General features: G+C 69.1%; 16 protein-coding genes. 15 read left to right on the top strand and 1 reads right to left on the bottom strand.

Annotation, left to right across the window (positions count from 1 at the left end; genetic code table 11):
* Positions 1-13 precede the first annotated feature (13 nt).
* From GVL03_RS10065 to uvrB, 4 genes are read left to right on the top strand one after another with little or no spacing between them, the layout of a single operon-like run.
* A complete protein-coding gene (locus GVL03_RS10065) occupies positions 14-1,735 on the top strand; it encodes a PAS domain-containing sensor histidine kinase (RefSeq protein WP_159500862.1) in 1,722 nt (573 codons plus the stop codon).
* Positions 1,732-2,919: a diguanylate cyclase gene (locus GVL03_RS10060; RefSeq protein ID WP_159500861.1), complete on the top strand. Its 1,188-nt coding sequence runs from the start codon at positions 1,732-1,734 to the stop codon at positions 2,917-2,919. The genes GVL03_RS10065 and GVL03_RS10060 overlap by 4 nt, the downstream gene beginning before the upstream one ends.
* A 36-nt stretch (positions 2,920-2,955) precedes the next feature.
* Positions 2,956-3,552: a dephospho-CoA kinase gene (coaE, locus tag GVL03_RS10055; RefSeq protein ID WP_159500860.1), complete on the top strand. Its 597-nt coding sequence runs from the start codon at positions 2,956-2,958 to the stop codon at positions 3,550-3,552.
* Between the two features lie 54 nt (positions 3,553-3,606).
* Entirely contained in the window at positions 3,607-5,673 is a 2,067-nt protein-coding gene (gene uvrB / locus GVL03_RS10050; protein WP_159500859.1) for an excinuclease ABC subunit UvrB, read from the top strand.
* A 2-nt stretch (positions 5,674-5,675) separates the two neighbouring features.
* On the opposite strand, the gene GVL03_RS10045 is transcribed toward uvrB, so the two are convergent.
* On the bottom strand, positions 5,676-5,918 hold the full coding sequence (locus tag GVL03_RS10045) for a hypothetical protein (RefSeq protein ID WP_159500858.1): 243 nt from the start codon (positions 5,916-5,918) through the stop codon (positions 5,676-5,678).
* Positions 5,919-5,957: 39 nt separating this feature from the next.
* Here GVL03_RS10045 and GVL03_RS10040 point away from each other — a divergent pair, with 39 nt between their 5' ends.
* The 11 genes from GVL03_RS10040 (at position 5,958) to GVL03_RS09990 (ending at position 18,297) form a co-directional block, all read left to right on the top strand.
* Positions 5,958-6,389, top strand: a complete 432-nt coding sequence (locus tag GVL03_RS10040; RefSeq protein ID WP_159500857.1) for a MarR family winged helix-turn-helix transcriptional regulator — start codon at positions 5,958-5,960, stop codon at positions 6,387-6,389.
* A gap of 110 nt (positions 6,390-6,499) precedes the next feature.
* Positions 6,500-9,397: an excinuclease ABC subunit UvrA gene (gene uvrA / locus GVL03_RS10035; protein WP_159500856.1), complete on the top strand. Its 2,898-nt coding sequence runs from the start codon at positions 6,500-6,502 to the stop codon at positions 9,395-9,397.
* A 2-nt stretch (positions 9,398-9,399) separates the two neighbouring features.
* Positions 9,400-11,325 carry an excinuclease ABC subunit UvrC gene (gene uvrC / locus GVL03_RS10030; protein ID WP_159500855.1) on the top strand — a complete coding sequence of 642 codons (1,926 nt, stop codon included), beginning with the start codon at positions 9,400-9,402 and terminating at the stop codon, positions 11,323-11,325.
* A 403-nt stretch (positions 11,326-11,728) separates the two neighbouring features.
* Positions 11,729-12,610 carry an RNase adapter RapZ gene (gene rapZ / locus GVL03_RS10025; RefSeq protein ID WP_159500854.1) on the top strand — a complete coding sequence of 294 codons (882 nt, stop codon included), beginning with the start codon at positions 11,729-11,731 and terminating at the stop codon, positions 12,608-12,610.
* Positions 12,611-12,654: 44 nt separating this feature from the next.
* The gene (gene whiA / locus GVL03_RS10020) at positions 12,655-13,632 is read left to right on the top strand and encodes a DNA-binding protein WhiA (RefSeq protein WP_159500853.1); all 978 of its coding nucleotides are present in this window, start codon (positions 12,655-12,657) and stop codon (positions 13,630-13,632) included.
* 159 nt (positions 13,633-13,791) lie between these two features.
* Complete coding sequence (locus GVL03_RS10015) at positions 13,792-14,418, top strand: superoxide dismutase (RefSeq protein ID WP_159500852.1); 627 nt, start codon at positions 13,792-13,794, stop codon at positions 14,416-14,418.
* Between the two features lie 147 nt (positions 14,419-14,565).
* A complete protein-coding gene (gene gap / locus GVL03_RS10010; RefSeq protein ID WP_159500851.1) occupies positions 14,566-15,573 on the top strand; it encodes a type I glyceraldehyde-3-phosphate dehydrogenase in 1,008 nt (335 codons plus the stop codon).
* 9 nt (positions 15,574-15,582) lie between these two features.
* Positions 15,583-16,800, top strand: coding sequence for a phosphoglycerate kinase (gene pgk / locus GVL03_RS10005; protein ID WP_159500850.1), 1,218 nt, complete (start codon positions 15,583-15,585; stop codon positions 16,798-16,800).
* The gene (gene tpiA / locus GVL03_RS10000; RefSeq protein ID WP_159500849.1) at positions 16,788-17,579 is read left to right on the top strand and encodes a triose-phosphate isomerase; all 792 of its coding nucleotides are present in this window, start codon (positions 16,788-16,790) and stop codon (positions 17,577-17,579) included. The genes pgk and tpiA overlap by 13 nt, the downstream gene beginning before the upstream one ends.
* Before the next feature lie 107 nt (positions 17,580-17,686).
* The gene (gene secG / locus GVL03_RS09995) at positions 17,687-17,938 is read left to right on the top strand and encodes a preprotein translocase subunit SecG (protein WP_159500848.1); all 252 of its coding nucleotides are present in this window, start codon (positions 17,687-17,689) and stop codon (positions 17,936-17,938) included.
* A gap of 2 nt (positions 17,939-17,940) precedes the next feature.
* A complete protein-coding gene (locus tag GVL03_RS09990; RefSeq protein ID WP_159500847.1) occupies positions 17,941-18,297 on the top strand; it encodes an RNA polymerase-binding protein RbpA in 357 nt (118 codons plus the stop codon).
* Positions 18,298-18,355 lie beyond the last annotated feature (58 nt).

Here is an 18,355-nt window from a genome sequence, read left to right as displayed (position 1 = left end):
TGGCGAGGCGACGATGCTATCCCGCACCCGCGGGCTCCTGCGCGAGACGTTCGTCGGAACGCCCGAGACCCGCCTCGCAGCCGCACGCGGTCGTACCGCCGTGCTCAATCAACTCCTGCTGTGCGCGATCGTGCTGCTGGTCTCCGTCCTCTCGCTGTTCATCGGCGAGAGGATGGATCGCCCCCTGTTCCTCGTCGGCGTCCTCGGCGTGTTCCTCGGCGGGGCCGCGACCCTGCTCATCCCGTGGGCACTCATCCCGCGCGGGTGGATCCTGCTCGTGCCACTCGCCGACATCGTCGCCATCGCCGCGCTCCGCCACGCGGAGCCCGACGGCGGCCTCGGTCTGCTCTGGGCGTTCCCCGCGATCTGGCTCGCCGCGCTCGGGACCCTCGCGTTCGTCGCCCAGTTCCTCGTGATCACCTCCCTGTACTGGACGGTCGTGGCGATCGGCCCGAACCAGGGCGTCGTGTATGCGACCTTCCTCCTGCCGATCGTCATCCTCGCGATCGCCACGACGATCTTCGTCAGCACCCGTCGCTACCAGGCGCAGCAGTCCCTCCTCGACAAGCAGGCGGTGCTCCTGTCCGGGGCGCTGCAGCGCACGCAGCGCCAGGAGGAGCTCGTCACCGAGGTGCTCGACGCCGTCGACTTCGGTGTGCTCCGTGTCTCTCCGGAGGGCACGGTGGCCGTCGTCAACGAGGCACTCGGCCGCTTCCAGCAGTCGATCCCCGGATTCGGCGTGAGCGACCGGGAGCTGCGCAACGCCTACCGCGCCGATGGCACGACGCCCTTGACGCAGGCGGAGCGCCCGCTCGCTCGCGCGATCCGCGGGGAGGTGTTCGACAACCAGGTCGTCTGGTTCGGCCACCCGGACGAGCGCCGTACGGCGATGAGCATGACGGTACGACGGATGCGGGACGCCTTCGGCGTGGACGCCGGTGCGGTGCTGATCGCCCGGGACATCACCGCCGAGCTCACCGCCCTTCGCGCGCGGGACCGGCTCGTGGCCTCGGTGTCGCACGAGCTCCGGACGCCTCTGACCTCCGTGCTCGGCTACATCGATCTGGCCATGGACAATCTCGATCGCCCCGATCTCGCGCGCAAGGACCTCGAGATCGCCGGCCGCAACAGCGAGCGCCTGCTGGAGATCGTCTCCGACATCCTCGCCGCGTCGAGCTCGTCGCGACTGTCGGTCGATATGACGATCTCGCCCGAGAACGTCGATGTCGCCGAGATCGTGCGCGCATCGGCGGAGGCCTGGCGCCCGCGCGCCGCCGAGCGGACCGTGACGATCGTCACCGCCGGCGTCGAGCCGGCGCGAGCGTTCGCCGATCCGCTGCGCCTGCGTCAGGTCATCGACAACCTCGTCAGCAATGCGGTCAAGTACAACCGCGACGGCGGCGAGGTGTCGCTCGGGTGCACGACCGACGGAGTCGAGACGTGGATCCTCGTGCGCGACACCGGATCGGGCATTCCGGCCGCGGACCAGGAGCGCCTGTTCGAGCGCTATTTCCGTGCGCGCACCGATGTCGGGGGCACGGGGCTCGGACTGTCGATCAGTCGTGACATCGCGCGCGCGCACGGCGGCGACATCACGGTCCGCAGCGACCGCGGGGTGGGCTCGACGTTCATGGTGCAGCTGCCGGCCACCGCCGACGGCCTGTCGAGCGGAGCCCCCGAGCCCCGGGACGGGATCGGGGATCCGCAGCTCGACGCCGACGAGGAGTCCGCATGAACGTGGATCTCGCGACCGTGTCGCTCATGACCGCGCTGGTGGCCAACGTGGCCGGTGCCGTGTTCGTGATCGACACCGTGCTGCGCCGTGACGACGGGGCGGGGCGGATCTGGGCGGTCGCCTTCCTCAGCGGGATGGCGACGACGATCGCCTATTCCATGTGGGCGGCCGGACTCGGCGGCCCGATCGCGATCGCGGTCGGCAACGCGTTGTTCGTGAACACGACCGGCTGCATGTGGCTGGGATCGCGTGCGTTCAACCAGCGTCGGCTCGTGATCGCCGCGCCGTTCGTCGTTTTCGTCGACCTCCTCGTGGCCGCGGCCGTCCTGGTCGAGGGCGCGGAGGGCGGGGATTGGGCGGGATGGCTCACCATGGGGTTGTCCCTGGTGGCGTTCTCGGTGTGCGCGGCGGCCGAGACGCTGCGCCGGCCGATGGGACGCATCGGCACGGCGTGGGTGCTGTCCGCCGTCTTCGTCGTGGAGGCCGGGTTCTATCTCGTCCGGTCCGTCGTCTTCGTCGTCGCAGGCGCGGAGAGCGAGTACTTCCTCACGTGGTTCGGGTCGACGGTGGCCAACTACGTCACCGTCGTCCTCACGATCGTCGCGGTCGTGGTGCTGTCGGTGCTCCGCGCTGCGCGCGCGGACCTCCGCGGCTACGCCTGGATGAGCCAGGTCGGCGTCACGACGGACGGCATCATGCTCGCCCCCACCTTCCGGAGCGCCCTGAACGACGTCGTCGAACGCGCGAGCTGGCGGAGCGAGATCGTGGCGGTGCTGTCGGTGCGTGTCGAGGATCTCGTGCAGATCCGCACCGCCTTCGGCGCCGACATCGTCGGCGACGTCATCCACGCGTGGCGTCAGGGCGTGCGGCGGTTCGCGCCGTCCACCGGCCTCGTGGGCGAGGACGGCGACGACGGCCTCCTCGTCGTCACGCGCTCGGCGACCGCGGCGGACGCCCGGCGCCAGGCGGCTGCCGTCTACCGCGGGCTCTTCGAGTCGTTCGCGGCGGTCACCAGTGCCGTGATCCCGGCGGTGGGCGTCGGCGTCGCTCTGACCGAGACCGTCGGGTACGACCCGCAGACCCTGCTGCTCGCCGCCCGGGAGGCCTCGGCGAAGGCGGCGACGAGCATCGAATCGTCCGTGCTGTTCGGCGGCACCGGGGCCGTCATCGACGATCTGGCCTGAGCCGGTCCGCCTGCCGCGGCGTGGCATGCTCGGAGCATGCCACTCATCGCGCTCACCGGAGGCATCGCCTCCGGCAAGTCCACCATCGCCCGTCGTCTCGCCGAGCACGGAGCCGTCGTCGTCGACGCGGATCAGCTGGTTCGCGACGTGCAGGAGCCCGGGTCGGCCGTGCTGGACGAGATCGTGGCGGCGTTCGGCGAGGGCGTCCTCCGCGCGGACGGATCGCTCGATCGCGCCGCGCTCGGCGCGATCGTCTTCGCGGACGAGGGCGAGCGCCGCCGTCTCAACGCGATCGTGCACCCCGCCGTCCGCGCCGCGTCGGCCGAGCGGTTCGAGGCGGCGTTCTGCGCGGATCCGGATGCCGTGGTCGTGTACGACGTGCCGCTGCTCGTGGAGACGCGCGTCGACGACCCGTGGGAGCTCATCGTCGTCGCGCACGCCCCCGCTTCGGTGCGCAGCGGTCGCCTCGTGGATTCCCGCGGCATGTCGGCATCGGATGCGGACGCCCGGATCGCCGCGCAGGCCGGAGACGACGCCCGCCTCGCGGTGGCCGACGTGGTGATCGACACCGCGGGAACGCTGGAGCACACCCTGGCACAGGCCGACGCCCTGTGGGAGCGTCTGAGCGTCTGACCCGGGCGCACGCGGCACGGCCCCGATGTCGGAGGGGCCGCCTACGCTGGACGGGTGCAGACCACACGATCCGTCCGACCCTTCGAAGTCGTCAGCGAGTACATGCCCTCCGGGGACCAGCCGCAGGCGATCGCCGACCTCGCCGCCCGCATCAACGCCGGCGAGACCGACGTGGTGCTGCTCGGCGCGACCGGCACGGGCAAGTCGGCCACGACCGCCTGGCTGATCGAGCAGGTGCAGCGCCCCACTCTCGTGATGGCGCACAACAAGACGCTGGCCGCGCAGCTCGCGAACGAGTTCCGTGATCTCATGCCGCACAACGCGATCGAGTACTTCGTCTCGTACTACGACTACTACCAGCCAGAGGCGTACGTGCCGCAGACCGACACCTTCATCGAGAAGGACTCCTCCATCAACGCCGAGGTCGAGCGCCTGCGCCACTCGACGACGAACTCGCTGCTGAGCCGGCGCGACGTCGTCGTCGTCTCGACCGTGTCCTGCATCTACGGGCTCGGCGCGCCCGAGGAGTATCTGCGGGCGATGGTCGCTCTGCAGGTGGGCGAGCGCTACGACCGCGATGCCCTCATCCGTCAGTTCATCGCGATGCAGTACAACCGCAACGACGTCGACTTCTCCCGCGGCAATTTCCGCGTGCGGGGCGACACGATCGAGATCATCCCGGTCTACGAGGAGTACGCCATCCGGATCGAGCTGTTCGGAGACGAGATCGAGGCGCTGTACATGCTGCATCCGCTCACCGGCGACATCGTGCAGAAGATGGAGGCCGTGCCGATCTTCCCCGCCTCGCACTACGTCGCGGGAACCGATGTCGTGCAGCGTGCGATCGGCACGATCGAGGCCGAGCTCGCGGAACGCCTGGCCGAGTTCGAACGCCAGGGCAAGCTGCTCGAGGCGCAGCGGCTGCGCATGCGCACGACCTTCGACCTCGAGATGCTGCAGCAGCTCGGGTTCTGTTCGGGCATCGAGAACTACTCCCGCCATCTCGACGGGCGCGAACCGGGCGAGCCGCCGCATACCCTGCTCGACTTCTTCCCCGACGATTTCCTGCTGGTCATCGACGAGTCGCACGCCACGGTGCCGCAGATCGGGGCGATGTACGAGGGCGACGCCTCGCGCAAGCGCACCCTGGTCGAGCATGGTTTCCGCCTGCCGTCGGCGATGGACAACCGGCCGCTGCGCTGGGATGAGTTCAAGAACCGGATCGGCCAGACCGTCTACCTCTCGGCGACGCCGGGACGCTATGAGATGGGTATCGCCGACGGCATCGTCGAGCAGATCATCCGTCCGACGGGTCTCGTCGACCCCGAGATCGTCGTGAAGCCGTCCAAGGGGCAGATCGACGATCTGCTGGAGGAGATCCGCATCCGGGTCGAGCGCGACGAGCGGGTGCTCGTCACGACGCTCACGAAGAAGATGGCCGAGGAGCTCACCGACTTCCTCGGCGAGCACGGCGTGCGGGTGAGGTACCTGCACTCCGACGTCGACACCCTGCGCCGCGTCGAGCTGCTGTCCGAGCTGCGCGCCGGTGTGTACGACGTCCTGGTCGGCATCAACCTGCTGCGCGAAGGCCTTGACCTGCCCGAGGTCTCGCTCGTGTCGATCCTCGACGCCGACAAGGAGGGCTTCCTCCGCAGCGGCACATCGCTCATCCAGACCATCGGCCGCGCCGCGCGGAACGTGTCGGGCCAGGTTCACATGTACGCCGACAGGATCACCGACTCGATGCGTGCGGCGATCGACGAGACCGATCGCCGCCGCGAGAAGCAGGTCGCGTACAACACCGAGCACGGCATCGATCCGCAGCCGCTGCGCAAGAGGATCGCCGACATCACAGACGCGCTCATCCGCGAGGGTGCCGACACGAAGGCCATGCTCGCGCGGGACCCCGGCCGCAAGGGCAAGGCCCCGACGCCGAATCTCCGCCGGGAGGGGATCGCGGCCGAGGGTGCCGCGCAGCTCGAGTCGACGATCGCGGATCTGTCGGACCAGATGCTGGCCGCGGCGTCCGAGCTGAAGTTCGAGCTCGCCGGACGGCTGCGGGACGAGGTGCAGGACCTGAAGAAGGAGCTGCGCGCCATGGAGCGTGCGGGGCACGCCTGACGTCACGGGCAGTGCATGAGGGGCTTCGGGCCGGAGCGGTCGAACGTGTGCGCCGACATCGGCGCGCTGCACAGCGGACAGGGCTGCTCGGTGCGTACGGGTTCGGGCGTCGTCTCGTACGGCCCGACCGAGGCCGGGCCCGCCGCACGGATGAGCGATGCGTTGATCCAGGCGTACCATCCGCCCGCCGTCCGCACGCGCTCCCGCAGAGGAGGCCGGGAGGAGTTCGAGTCGGTTCGCGCCATGAATATTAGTGTACTAATGAAATCTGATAGAATCGACCCGTGTCCGACGATCTGCTCCGTCTCGAGAACCAGGTGTGCTTCGCGCTCGTGACGGCGGCGCGCAACGTCGTGTCGATCTATCGCCCCGTGCTCGAGCCACTGGGGCTCACGCACCCGCAATACCTCGTCATGCTCGCGTTGTGGGAGCGCTCGCCCCGGGCGCTGGGCGAGCTCGCCGGCGAGCTCGCGATGGAGCCGGCCACCCTGTCGCCGCTGGCCAAGCGCCTCGAGGCGCAGGGGCGGGTGACCCGTGCGCGGCGGGCGAGCGACGAACGCGTCCTCGAGATCGGTCTCACCGACGAGGGTCGGCGGCTGCGTGCGAGGGCAGTCTCGGTTCCGGAGCAGATCATGGCGCGGGTCGGTCTGGATGCTGCCGCGCTCGCGGCGCTCCGAGACGGCCTGGCCCCCTTCGCCGGACGCCTCGACGCCTGAGCCTCCTCCCGCTGAGCACCTCCTCCCTCGGAGGCGTGCGAACGGCGCACGCGGAGCACGAGAAGGGCAAGCCCGGAGCCGGTGTCGGCGGTGCTGCCTACACTTGACGGGTGCCCATTCTTCCCGTGTCCGAACTCGCCCACAACGCCGGAACTCTCAGCGTTCGCGGCGCTCGCGTCCACAATCTCAAGAACGTGGATCTCGACATCCCGCGCGACTCCATGGTCGTCTTCACCGGCCTGTCCGGGTCGGGAAAGTCGAGTCTCGCGTTCGACACCATCTTCGCCGAGGGGCAGCGCCGCTACGTCGAGTCGCTGAGCTCCTACGCCCGCCAGTTCCTCGGCCAGGTCGACCGCCCCGACGTCGACTTCATCGAGGGCCTGAGCCCTGCCGTGTCGATCGACCAGAAGTCGACGAACCGCAACCCGCGCTCGACCGTGGGCACGATCACCGAGATCCACGACTACATGCGCCTTCTCTGGGCGCGCATCGGCGTGCCGCACTGTCCCGAGTGCGGCGAGGTGATCCAGCGTCAGACCGTGCAGCAGATCGCCGACCAGCTCATGGAACTGCCCGACCGCACGCGGTATCAGATCGTGGCGCCGGTCGTCACGCAGAAGAAGGGCGAGTTCGTCGACCTCTTCAAAGAGCTGAGTGCGAAGGGCTATGCGCGTGCCGTGGTCGACGGCGACCTGGTCCAGCTCGCCGAGCCGCCGACGCTCAAGAAGAGCTACAAGCACGACATCGCGGTCGTCGTCGACCGTCTGGTCGCGAGCCCCGACATCCTGTCGCGCGTGACCGACTCGGTCGAGACCGCACTGGGCCTGGCCGGTGGCGTCATGCAGGTGAACTTCGTCGACGAGGAGGGCGACGACGCCTGGCAGAACTTCAGCGAGAAGCTGGCGTGCCCGAACGGGCACCCGCTGCAGCTGACCGAGATCGAGCCGCGCACGTTCTCGTTCAACGCGCCGTTCGGGGCCTGCCCCGCGTGCTCGGGACTGGGAACCCGGATGTCGGTCGATGTGGAGCTGATGCTCGGCGACGAGGATCTCTCCATCCGCGAGGGCGTCATCATCCCGTGGACGACGCAGGGCAAGGGACTCTTCCAGTACTACGAGCGGCTGCTCGAGGGGCTGTCCGACGATCTCGGATTCTCCTTGGACAAGCCGTGGGTGAGGCTGCCGCAGCATGTGAAGGATGCCGTGCTGCACGGCGATAACTTCAAGGTCTCGGTGAAGTGGAAGAACCGCTACGGCCGTGAGATGCGTTACACCTCCGGCTTCGAGGGCGTGGTGCCCTACATCGAGAGGCAGTACCAGCAGGCCGAGTCCGACAGTGCCCGTCAGCGCTGGGGCGAGTACCTGCGCGAGGTGCCCTGCCCGGTCTGCGACGGCGCTCGCCTGAAGCCCGAGGTCCTCGCCGTGCTCGTCCACGGCACCTCGATCGCGGACGCCTCGCGCCTGAGCCTCGCGGACGCCCAGCAGTTCTTCGCGAAGCTCGACCTCACCGAGCGCGAGGCGAAGATCGCGGCGGCGGTGCTCCGCGAGATCCGCGTGCGCCTCGACTTCCTCATCCAGGTGGGGCTCACCTACCTCAGCCTGTCCCGTGCGGCCGGCTCCCTCTCCGGCGGCGAGGCGCAGCGCATCCGGCTCGCGACCCAGATCGGGTCGGGCCTGACCGGTGTGCTCTACGTGCTCGACGAGCCCTCGATCGGCCTGCACCAGCGCGACAACCGACGGCTGATCGAGACGCTGGTGGCGCTGAAGAACCTCGGCAACACGCTCATCGTGGTCGAGCACGACGAGGAGACCATCCAGGCGGCCGACTGGATCGTCGACATCGGACCGCGGGCGGGCGTCGACGGCGGCAACGTCGTGCACTCCGGGCCCTATGAGCGGCTGCTCGCCGACCCCGACTCGCTCACGGCCGCATATCTCTCCGGGCGTCGCAGCATCCCGGTGCCGGCCACGCGCCGCCCGATCGACAAGAAGCGGCAGATCTCGGTCGTGGGGGCGCGCGAGAACAACCTGAAGAACGTCACCGCGACCTTCCCGCTGGGCGTGCTCACCGCCGTCACCGGTGTGAGCGGCTCCGGCAAGTCGTCGCTCGTGAACGGCATCCTCTACGAGGTGCTCGCGTCCCGGCTCAACGGCGCGCGCCGGGTGCCCGGCAAGCACACCCGGGTCACCGGTCTCGACAATCTCGACAAGGTCGTGCACGTCGACCAGGCGCCCATCGGCCGCACCCCGCGCTCGAACCCGGCCACCTACACCGGCGTCTTCGACCGCATCCGCACCCTCTTCGCCGAGACCCCCGAGGCCAAGGCGCGTGGGTACCAGGCCGGTCGGTTCAGCTTCAACGTCAAGGGCGGCCGCTGCGAGGCGTGCTCGGGAGACGGCACGATCAAGATCGAGATGAACTTCCTGCCCGACGTGTACGTCGATTGCGAGGTGTGCCACGGCAAGCGGTACAACCGCGACACCCTGTCGGTGCACTACAAGGGCAAGAACGTCGCGGAGGTGCTCGAGATGCCGATCTCGGAGGCGGCCGACTTCTTCGAGCCGATCCAGGCGATCCATCGGTACCTGCGCACCCTCGTCGACGTGGGACTCGGGTACGTGCGCCTCGGCCAGTCCGCCACCACGCTCTCCGGCGGTGAGGCGCAGCGCGTGAAGCTCGCCACCGAGCTGCAGCGCCGCTCGAACGGACGCAGCGTCTACGTGCTGGACGAGCCGACGACGGGACTCCACTTCGAAGACGTCGCGCGGCTCCTCGAGGTGCTGAACAGCCTCGTCGACAAGGGGAACACCGTCATCGTCATCGAGCACAACCTCGATGTGATCAAGTCGGCCGACTGGGTGATCGATCTCGGTCCCGAAGGCGGCTCGGGCGGCGGTACGATCATCGCGACCGGCACGCCCGAACGGGTGGCACGGACCGAGGGCAGCTACACCGGGTCGTTCCTCGCGGAGGTGCTCGACCTCGGCGAGCGGCGCAAGGCCGGCTGACCGTGCCCTCCGTTCTGCCGTATCGGCCGAAGCAGGGGGAGATCCCGACCAGTCCCGGCGTCTACCGGTTCCGCGACGCCGAGGGCCGCATCCTGTACGTCGGCAAGGCGAAGAACCTGCGTGCCCGGCTGTCGAACTACTTCGCACCGCTGCACACCCTCCACGAACGCACCCGGCGGATGGTGACGACCGCCGCATCCGTCGAGTGGACTGTGGTCGGCAGCGACGTCGAGGCTCTCCAGCTCGAGTACATGTGGATCCAGGAGTTCACGCCGCCCTTCAACGTCCGGTACAAGGACGACAAGTCCTACCCGTACATGGCGATCACCCTCGCCGATGAGGCGCCGCGCGTGATCGTGACGCGCAACCGCCGGATCCGGGGCGCGAAGTACTTCGGCCCGTACCCGAAGATCTGGGCCGTGCACGACGTGATCGACCTGATGATCAAGGTCTTCCCCATCCGCACGTGCTCGGACTCCTCTTACAAGAAGGCGATGGCGACCGGGCGTCCCTGCTTCCCCGGGCAGATCGGGCGGTGCGGCGGTCCCTGCTCGATGAAGGTGACGATCGATGAGCACCGTGCCATGGTCGACGACTTCGTCGCCTTCATGTCCGGGGGCGATCAGCGGTTCGCCCGCGCACTGACGGCACGGATGCGGGAGTCCGCCGCCGCGATGGACTACGAGTCCGCAGCGGGCTACCGCGACAAACTGCAGGCGATCGAGGCCGTGCTGGGCAAGAGCGCGCTCGTGCTGCCCGACGACACCGACGCGGATCTCTTCGGGATCGCCGAGGACGAGCTCGCCGCCGCGGTCCAGCACTTCGTCGTGCGGGGCGGACGTGTGCGGGGGGTGCGGGCGACCACGATCGAGAAGGAGCTCGACATCTCGGGGGCCGACCTGGTCGATCAGGTGGTGCAGCGCACGTACGGCGATGCGGCGCCCGCCGACATCCCCAAGCAGGTGCTCGTCCCGGTGCTGCCCGAGGATGCGGCGGAGCTGGAGCAGTGGCTCCGCGACAAGCGGGGCAAGAACGTCACCCTGCAGGTGGCCCAGCGCGGCGGCAAGGCCGACCTCATGCGCACCGCGACGATCAATGCGCAGCAGGCGCTCATGCTGCACAAGACCCGCCGCACGAGCGACTACGTCGCCCGGACGCAGGCGCTCACCGATCTGCAGGAGGCACTGGGGCTCACCGAGGCGCCCTTGCGCATCGAGTGCTACGACGTGTCGCACCTGTCCGGGACGAACGTCGTCGCATCGATGGTCGTGTTCGAGGACGGTCTTCCCCGCAAGGACCAGTACCGCACGTTCGGCATCCCCGAGACCACCGACGACACCGACTCGATCCATCAGGTGCTGACGCGGCGCCTGGCCCATCTCGACCGACCGGAGGACCGTACGGATGCGGAGATAGCCTCGGCATCGGTCGATGCCGCGATCGCGGCGGACGGCGAGGAGGTCGTGGCGACCGTGCGCAAACGCCCGCGGTTCGCGTACCCGCCGCAGCTGCTCGTGGTCGACGGCGGTCAGCCGCAGGTCGCCGCGGCGGCACGGGCGCTGGAGGACTCCGGACACACCGAGATCGCCCTGTGCGGCATCGCCAAGAGGCTCGAGGAGGTCTGGCTTCCGGGGGAGGACTACCCGGTGATCCTGCCGCGCACCTCTGAAGCCCTGTACCTGCTGCAGCGGCTGCGCGACGAGGCCCACCGCTTCGCGATCACCCACCAGCGCAAGCGCCGTGGACGCGACATCACGAGTGTCCTGTCCGAGGTGCCGGGCCTGGGCGATGCGCGTATCAAGGCGCTGCTGCGGCATTTCGGCTCGGTGGCGGCGCTGCGACAGGCCGCGCCCGAGCAGATCGCGGAGCTGCCCGGCATAGGTCCGAAGCTCGCGGCGTCGGTGCACGAGCATCTGACCCGGGGGTGACTTGTTTGCAGGGTCCCGGAATGCTGAAGCTTCGGTTGACTCCGGGACTGCTGTGATCTGATCGATCGGGGCGGGAAGGATGTAGTCATGCCGGCGAAGTATTCGGAGGAGTTCACGCGCGACGCGGTCGCGTTCGTGCTCGTGCAGGGGATGTCGCAGAAGCAGGTGTACGTGGATCTGGGGATCTCGAACCGACAAACCACCCCACCATACGATTCACCCCACACAACGACACGCCACCCTTCTGAACGCCCCGCGACCCCGATATCGGGTCGCGTCCCGAGACCAGCCCACCGGCCCGTTCCGCACGCCCGGCGGGGGATCGTCGCCTCATCCGGCGGAGTCGGCGGCACGGACCCGTTGACGAGTCGATAGGGTGGAGGCCACGACGACAGGGGTGGACATGCCGGATCCCGCGGTGACGACCACCGGTGAGGTGCTGATCGTCACCGGCATGTCGGGCGCAGGGCGCTCAACCGTCGCGAACGCGCTCGAGGACCTCGACTGGTACGTGGTCGACAACCTGCCGCCGACGATGCTGCGGCCCCTGCTCGAGCTCTCCGACCTCGCCGGCGGTGCCGTCCCGCGGGTCGCAGTGGTCGTCGACGTGCGCGGTCGCGAGCTGTTCGGCAGTCTGCCCGAGGTGACCCGGTCGCTGCGCGACGGTCGCCAGCTGCGGATCGTGTTCCTCGACGCGAGCGACGACGTGCTGGTGCGGCGGTTCGAGGCGGTGCGGCGTCCGCATCCGCTGCAGGCCACGGGAACCATCGTCGACGGCATCCGCCGCGAACGCGCACGCCTGGCGCCCGTGCGCGAGAGCGCCGACCTCATCATCGACACCTCGTCGTACAACATCCATCAGCTGACCAGCAGGGTGGCGGAGCTCTTCTCGGCCGAGGGCACGGCGCCGCACACCGTGACGGTCATGAGCTTCGGCTTCAAGTACGGGTTGCCGCCGGACGCCGACCTCGTCGCCGACATGCGGTTCCTGCCGAATCCCTACTGGACCGACGAACTGCGCTCGCTCACCGGCGAGGACGACGCGGTGCGCGACTTCGTGCTCGGGCAGGAGGGGGCGCTGCCCTTCCTGGAGGCGTACACCGCCGCGCTCGAGCCGGTGCTCGCCGGCTATCAGCGGGAGAACAAGCGGCACTCGATCATCGCCGTGGGGTGCACCGGTGGCAAGCACCGCTCGGTCGTCATGGCTCGGGAGATCGCCGCTCGACTCGACCGGACACCGGGCGTGGCCGTCAGCGTCACACATCGAGACCTCGGGCGCGAGTAGGCTGGAACGTCGTTCCCCCGCCCTGATCCCCCCCGAGGAGTGCCGTGCCCCTGACCGCCGACGTCAAGGCCGAATTGATCGCCGGACGTGATCCGCGTCCCACCGCCAGAGTGGCAGAGTTGACGGCGATCCTGCGCTTCGCCGGTGGCCTGCACTCGATCGCGGGTCGGGTGGCGGTGGAGGCCGAGGTCGACTCCGAGTCCCTTGCGCGCCGCGTCGCCCGCGAGCTGGTCGAGCTGTACGGCGTGCGCCCCGAGCTCGCGCATGTGCAGGGCACGGCGGGTCGCACCGGGGGATCCTACGCGGTGCGTGTGATCGACGGGGGAGAGACCCTCGCCCGTCAGACCGGCCTGCTCGACCAGCGTCGCCGTCAGGTGCGGGGTCTGCCGAACAAGCTGACGACCGGCGCCAGACACGATCTCGCGGCCATCTGGCGCGGCGCGTTCCTCGCCGCCGGCTCGCTGAGCGACCCGGGCCGCTCGGCCGCGCTCGAGATATCCTGCCCCTCGGGCGAGGCCGCGATGGCGCTCGTCGGCGCCGCGCACCGCCTCGGGATCCCGGCGAAGGCCCGCGAGGTGCGAGGAGTACCCCGGGTCGTCGTCCGCGAGGGCGAGGCCATCCGGTCCGCGCTGCATGAGATGGGCGCGCGTAAGGCCGCTCAGGACTGGGAGCAGTTGCGCCAGCGGCGCGAGGTGCGTGCGGGCGTCAACCGGCTGGTGAACTTCGACGACGCGAACCTCCGCCGCTCGGCGCAGGCCGCGGTGGCCGCGTGCGCCCGCGTCGAACGGGCGCTCGAGATCCTCGGCGACACGGTCCCCGATCACCTCCGTGCGGCCGGCGACCTGCGTCTCGCACACCGCGATGCGAGCCTGGACGAGCTCGGCCACCACGCCGACCCGCCGATGACGAAGGATGCGGTGGCGGGCCGCATCCGTCGTCTGCTCGCCATGGCCGACAAGAAGGCCGAGGCCGAAGGTCTGCCGGGCACCGAGTCCGCCGTCCCCGTCGGCGCCGAGGACTGAGACCTGCGGGGGCGGATGCAGGGCGCGACACGCGCGAGCGTCTAGCGGCGTCATACACGGGAATCAAGCCTTCGGGTGCGCAGTTGCCCCTCACTAGGATGAGATCCTCCCCTCGCCGCGTCGGGGAATTCTGCGCGGCGCCGACAGGAAGAAGAGAACATGGCGAAGTACACCCTGCCCGACCTGCCCTACGACGTCGCCGCGCTCGAGCCGCACATCAGTGCGACGATCACCGAGTTGCACCACGACAAGCATCACCAGGCGTACGTCACGGGTGCGAACACCGCGCTCGAGCAGCTCGCGGAGGCCCGTGACACGGGCAACTTCGCGAACATCAACAAGCTCGAAAAGGATCTCGCCTTCAACCTGGGCGGGCACACGAACCACTCGATCTTCTGGACGAACCTCTCGCCGAACGGTGGCGACAAGCCCACCGGAGACCTCGAGTCCGCGATCGACGACAACTTCGGCTCGTTCGACAAGTTCCAGGCGCAGTTCACCGCCGCCGCCCTCGGCGTGCAGGGCTCCGGCTGGGCGGGCCTGTTCTGGGACTCGATCGGCGAGAACCTCATCGTCCAGCAGTTCTTCGACCAGCAGTCGCAGTTCGCCGCCGGCACGGTGCCGCTGCTGCTGCTCGACGTCTGGGAGCACGCGTACTACCTCGACTACAAGAACGTGCGCGCCGACTACGTCAAGGCGTTCTGGAACATCGCCAACTGGGCCAACGTCCAGGAGCGCTTTGTCACGGCCCGGGAGAAGACGGCGGGCCTGCTGGTAGGGTCATGATCAGGTGAGGATGCCGCGGAGCCCTCGCTTTCGGGGGCTCCGGCATCCTCTTCTTCCGAGCCGACGTACCGACGTGCGCGGCTCTGCCCGGGGGCATGTCTCGGGACGGGAACGGCGCTGCGGCGCGACGAGAAAACGGGAGACACCGTGTCTGTCAAGATCGGCATCAACGGCTTCGGCCGTATCGGACGCAACTACCTTCGCGCGGCTCTCGCGCAGGGTGCGGACCTCGACATCGTGGCGGTGAACGACCTCACCGACAACAAGACCCTCGCCCATCTGCTCAAGTACGACTCGGTCACCGGTCGCCTGGACGAGGAGGTCACCTACGACGCCGACTCGATCACGGTCGGCGGCAAGACCATCAAGGTGTTCGAGGAGCGCGACCCCGCGAACCTGCCCTGGGGCGAGCTCGGCGTCGACATCGTCATCGAGTCCACCGGCCGTTTCACCAAGGCCGAGGACGCCAAGAAGCACATCGCCGCGGGCGCAAAGAAGGTGCTCATCTCGGCTCCCGCCACGGGCGACGACGTGACGATCGTCATGGGCGTCAACGAGGGCGACTACAACCCCGAGACCGACGCCATCATCTCGAACGCGTCGTGCACCACGAACTGCCTCGCGCCGCTCGCGAAGGTCTTCAACGACAACTTCGGCATCGTCACGGGCCTCATGACGACGGTTCACGCGTACACGGCCGACCAGAACCTGCAGGACGGCCCGCACAGCGACCTGCGTCGTGCCCGCGCCGCCGCGATCAACATCGTCCCCACCTCCACGGGCGCGGCCAAGGCCATCGGCCTGGTCCTGCCGGAGCTCAAGGGCAAGCTCGACGGCTTCGCGCTGCGCGTTCCGATCCCCACCGGCTCCATCACCGACCTGACCGTCGAGGCGTCGCGCGAGGTCACCATCGACGAGATCAAGGCCGCCTACAAGGCCGCCGCCGAGTCCGGCCCCCTGAAGGGCATCCTCAAGTACACCGAGGACGAGATCGTCTCGAGCGACATCGTCACCGACCCGCACTCGTCGATCTTCGACGCGGGCCTGCTCCGGGTCATCGGCACCCAGGTCAAGCTCTCCAGCTGGTACGACAACGAGTGGGGCTACTCGAACCGCCTCGTCGACCTCACCGAGTACGTCGCCGAGCGGCTCTGAGCGATCGTCATGTCTCTGCGCACCCTCGATTCGCTGGGTTCGCTCGCCGGCAGGCGCATCATCGTCCGTGCCGACCTCAACGTACCCCTGCGGGACGGGGTCATCACGGACGATGGTCGCGTACGGGCGACGCTTCCCACCCTCAACGCCCTGATCAATCAAGGCGCTCGCCTCGTCGTCGCCTCGCACCTGGGCCGGCCCGGCGGCGCCCCAGACCCGACGTACAGTCTCGAGCCGGTCGCGCAGCGTCTGTCCGAGCTGCTCGGCAAGCCGGTCGCGTTCGCACGCGACACGGTGGGGGAGTCGGCCCGTGAGGCGGCCGCATCCCTCGCCGACGGTGACGTCACGGTCATCGAGAACCTGCGCTTCAACGCGGGCGAGACCTCGAAGGACGCCGACGAGCGTCACGCGTTCGCGCAGCAGCTCGCGGCACTCGGCGACGCGCTCGTCTCCGACGGCTTCGGCGTCGTCCACCGCAAGCAGGCGAGCGTCTACGAGCTGGCGGAGATCCTGCCGTCCGCCGCGGGACTCCTGATCGAGACCGAGGTCGACGTGCTCGACCGGCTCACCGAGAGCCCGCAGCGCCCGTATGCGGTCGTGCTCGGCGGGTCGAAGGTCAGCGACAAGCTCGGCGTCATCGAGCACCTGCTGCCCCGCGTCGACCGGATTCTCATCGGCGGAGGGATGCTGTTCACGTTCCTCAAGGCGCAGGGGCACGCCGTCGGCTCGAGCCTTCTCGAAGAGGACCAGCTCGAGACGGTGCGCGGGTACCTGGCCGACGCGGAGGAGCGGGGCGTCGAGATAGTCCTGCCCACGGACGTCGTCGTCGCCGCGTCGTTCGCGGCGGACGCGGCGAACGAGATATCCCCGGTCGACGGGATCGAGCGCACCGCTGCCGGCGCCTCCGGCATCGGCCTCGACATCGGTCCCGAGACGGCAGCGCGCTTCGCCGAGCTGATCCGGGAGTCGACGACGGTGTTCTGGAACGGTCCGATGGGCGTGTTCGAGTTCCCCGCGTTCGCGAACGGCACCCGCACCGTCGCCCAGGCGCTCACCGCCGTCGACGGTCTCTCGGTCGTCGGCGGCGGCGACTCCGCGGCGGCCGTGCGCCAGCTCGGCTTCCGCGACGACCAGTTCGGTCACATCTCCACCGGCGGCGGAGCCAGCCTGGAGTTCCTCGAAGGCAAGAAGCTCCCCGGACTGGAGGTCCTCGGATGGTCGCAGTGACCAGAACCCCGTTCATCGCCGGCAACTGGAAGATGAACCTCGACCATCTGCAAGCGGTCGCGCTGGTGCAGAAGCTGCACTGGACCCTGAGGGACGCGAAGCACGAGTTCGACAGCGTCGAGGTCGGGATCTTCCCGCCGTTCACCGACCTGCGCACGGTGCAGACGCTCATCGACGCCGACAAGATCCCTTTCGCCCTCGGTGCGCAGGACGTGTCGGTGCACGACTCGGGTGCGTACACGGGTGAGATCTCCGGCGCGTTCCTCGCGAAGCTCGACGCGGCGTACGTGATCATCGGTCACTCGGAACGCCGCGAGTACCACACGGAGACCGACGAGGTCGTGGCGGCGAAGGTCGCGGCGGCGCTGAGGCACGGGTTGCGCCCCGTCATCTGCGTCGGGGAGACGGCGGCGGACCTCGAGGAGTTCGGCGCGAGCGCTGTTCCCGTGGGGCAGCTGCAGACGGCGCTCGAGGGTGTGGCGTCCGACGCCGACATCGTCGTCGCCTACGAGCCGGTCTGGGCCATCGGGTCCGGCCAGGCGGCGACGCCGGAGCAGGCGCAGGAGGTCGCGGCCAAGCTGCGTCAGGTCGTCGCCGAGAGGCTCGGCGAGGATGCGGCGGCCCGCACCCGTGTGCTGTACGGCGGCTCCGTGAAGTCGAGCAACATCGCGAGCTTCCTGCGCGAGCCCGACGTCGACGGCGCGCTCGTGGGCGGAGCCAGTCTCGTCGCGGACGAGTTCGCCGCCATCATCCGCTACCAGAAGCACGTCGGCGTGTGACGCGCCGGGAGGCCGGGTTCGCCCGGCCTCCCGGACGCCGCCGCGCGGCTGGCTATACTTGATCCTCGTGTGCTCCCTCGGAGCGCACGGAAAGGGCGACGACCACAGTGCAGATCCTCGAGTTCGTGCTCCAGGTGCTCCTCGGCATCACGAGCCTTCTGCTGACCCTCCTCATCCTGCTGCACAAGGGTCGCGGCGGCGGGCTGTCCGACATGTTCGGCGGCGGCATGAGCTCCACGATGGGCTCCTCGGGTCTCGCCGAGCGGAATCTCAACCGCTTCACCGTCGTGCTGGCGCTTCTCTGGTTCCTCTCGATCGTCGCCCTCGGGCTCGTGACCAAGTTCTCCGGGCTGGTGTGACGATGGCGACCGGAGGAAACGCGATCCGCGGCACCCGTGTCGGTGCCGGACCCATGGGCGAGCAGGACCACGGCTACCACGCCGACCGCGTCGCTGTGTCCTACTGGGACGCCCTCGGCAACGAGACCGTCCGCTACTTCGCCGCCGGCATCCCCGACGAGGAGATACCGGAGACGATCGACTCCCCGCATTCCGGTCTTCCGGCCGGCCGCGACAAGGCGAACCCGCCGGCCGTCGCGAAGAGCGAGCCCTACAAGACCCATCTCGCGTACGTGAAAGAGCGTCGCACCGACGACGAGGCCGAGCAACTGCTCGACGAGGCGCTGCAGAAGCTGCGCGAGCGGCGCGGCCAGAGCTGACGACACGTCCACGGTCATCGCTCGGACATAGCCGGGGGAGATCGGGTGGACAGGTGCG

Origin of the sequence: Microbacterium sp. 18062 (genome assembly GCF_902706225.1) — a bacterium.
Taxonomy (GTDB): Bacteria; Actinomycetota; Actinomycetes; order Actinomycetales; family Microbacteriaceae; genus Microbacterium.
The sequence above is the reverse complement of the archived record's forward strand: the minus strand, read 5'-3'. Positions and strand labels throughout refer to the sequence as shown.

Bases quoted from the DNA above. Each gene is read 5' to 3' on its own strand.
- GVL03_RS10065 (WP_159500862.1), top strand. From the start codon at position 14: ATGCTATCCCGCACCCGCGGGCTCCTGCGCGAGACGTTCGTCGGAACG.
- pgk (WP_159500850.1), top strand. From the start codon at position 15,583: ATGTCTCTGCGCACCCTCGATTCGCTGGGTTCGCTCGCCGGCAGGCGC.
- GVL03_RS10045 (WP_159500858.1), bottom strand. From the start codon at position 5,918: ATGGCGCGAACCGACTCGAACTCCTCCCGGCCTCCTCTGCGGGAGCGC.
- tpiA (WP_159500849.1), top strand. From the start codon at position 16,788: ATGGTCGCAGTGACCAGAACCCCGTTCATCGCCGGCAACTGGAAGATG.
- rapZ (WP_159500854.1), top strand. From the start codon at position 11,729: ATGCCGGATCCCGCGGTGACGACCACCGGTGAGGTGCTGATCGTCACC.
- coaE (WP_159500860.1), top strand. From the start codon at position 2,956: ATGCCACTCATCGCGCTCACCGGAGGCATCGCCTCCGGCAAGTCCACC.
- GVL03_RS10015 (WP_159500852.1), top strand. From the start codon at position 13,792: ATGGCGAAGTACACCCTGCCCGACCTGCCCTACGACGTCGCCGCGCTC.
- GVL03_RS10060 (WP_159500861.1), top strand. From the start codon at position 1,732: ATGAACGTGGATCTCGCGACCGTGTCGCTCATGACCGCGCTGGTGGCC.
- GVL03_RS09990 (WP_159500847.1), top strand. From the start codon at position 17,941: ATGGCGACCGGAGGAAACGCGATCCGCGGCACCCGTGTCGGTGCCGGA.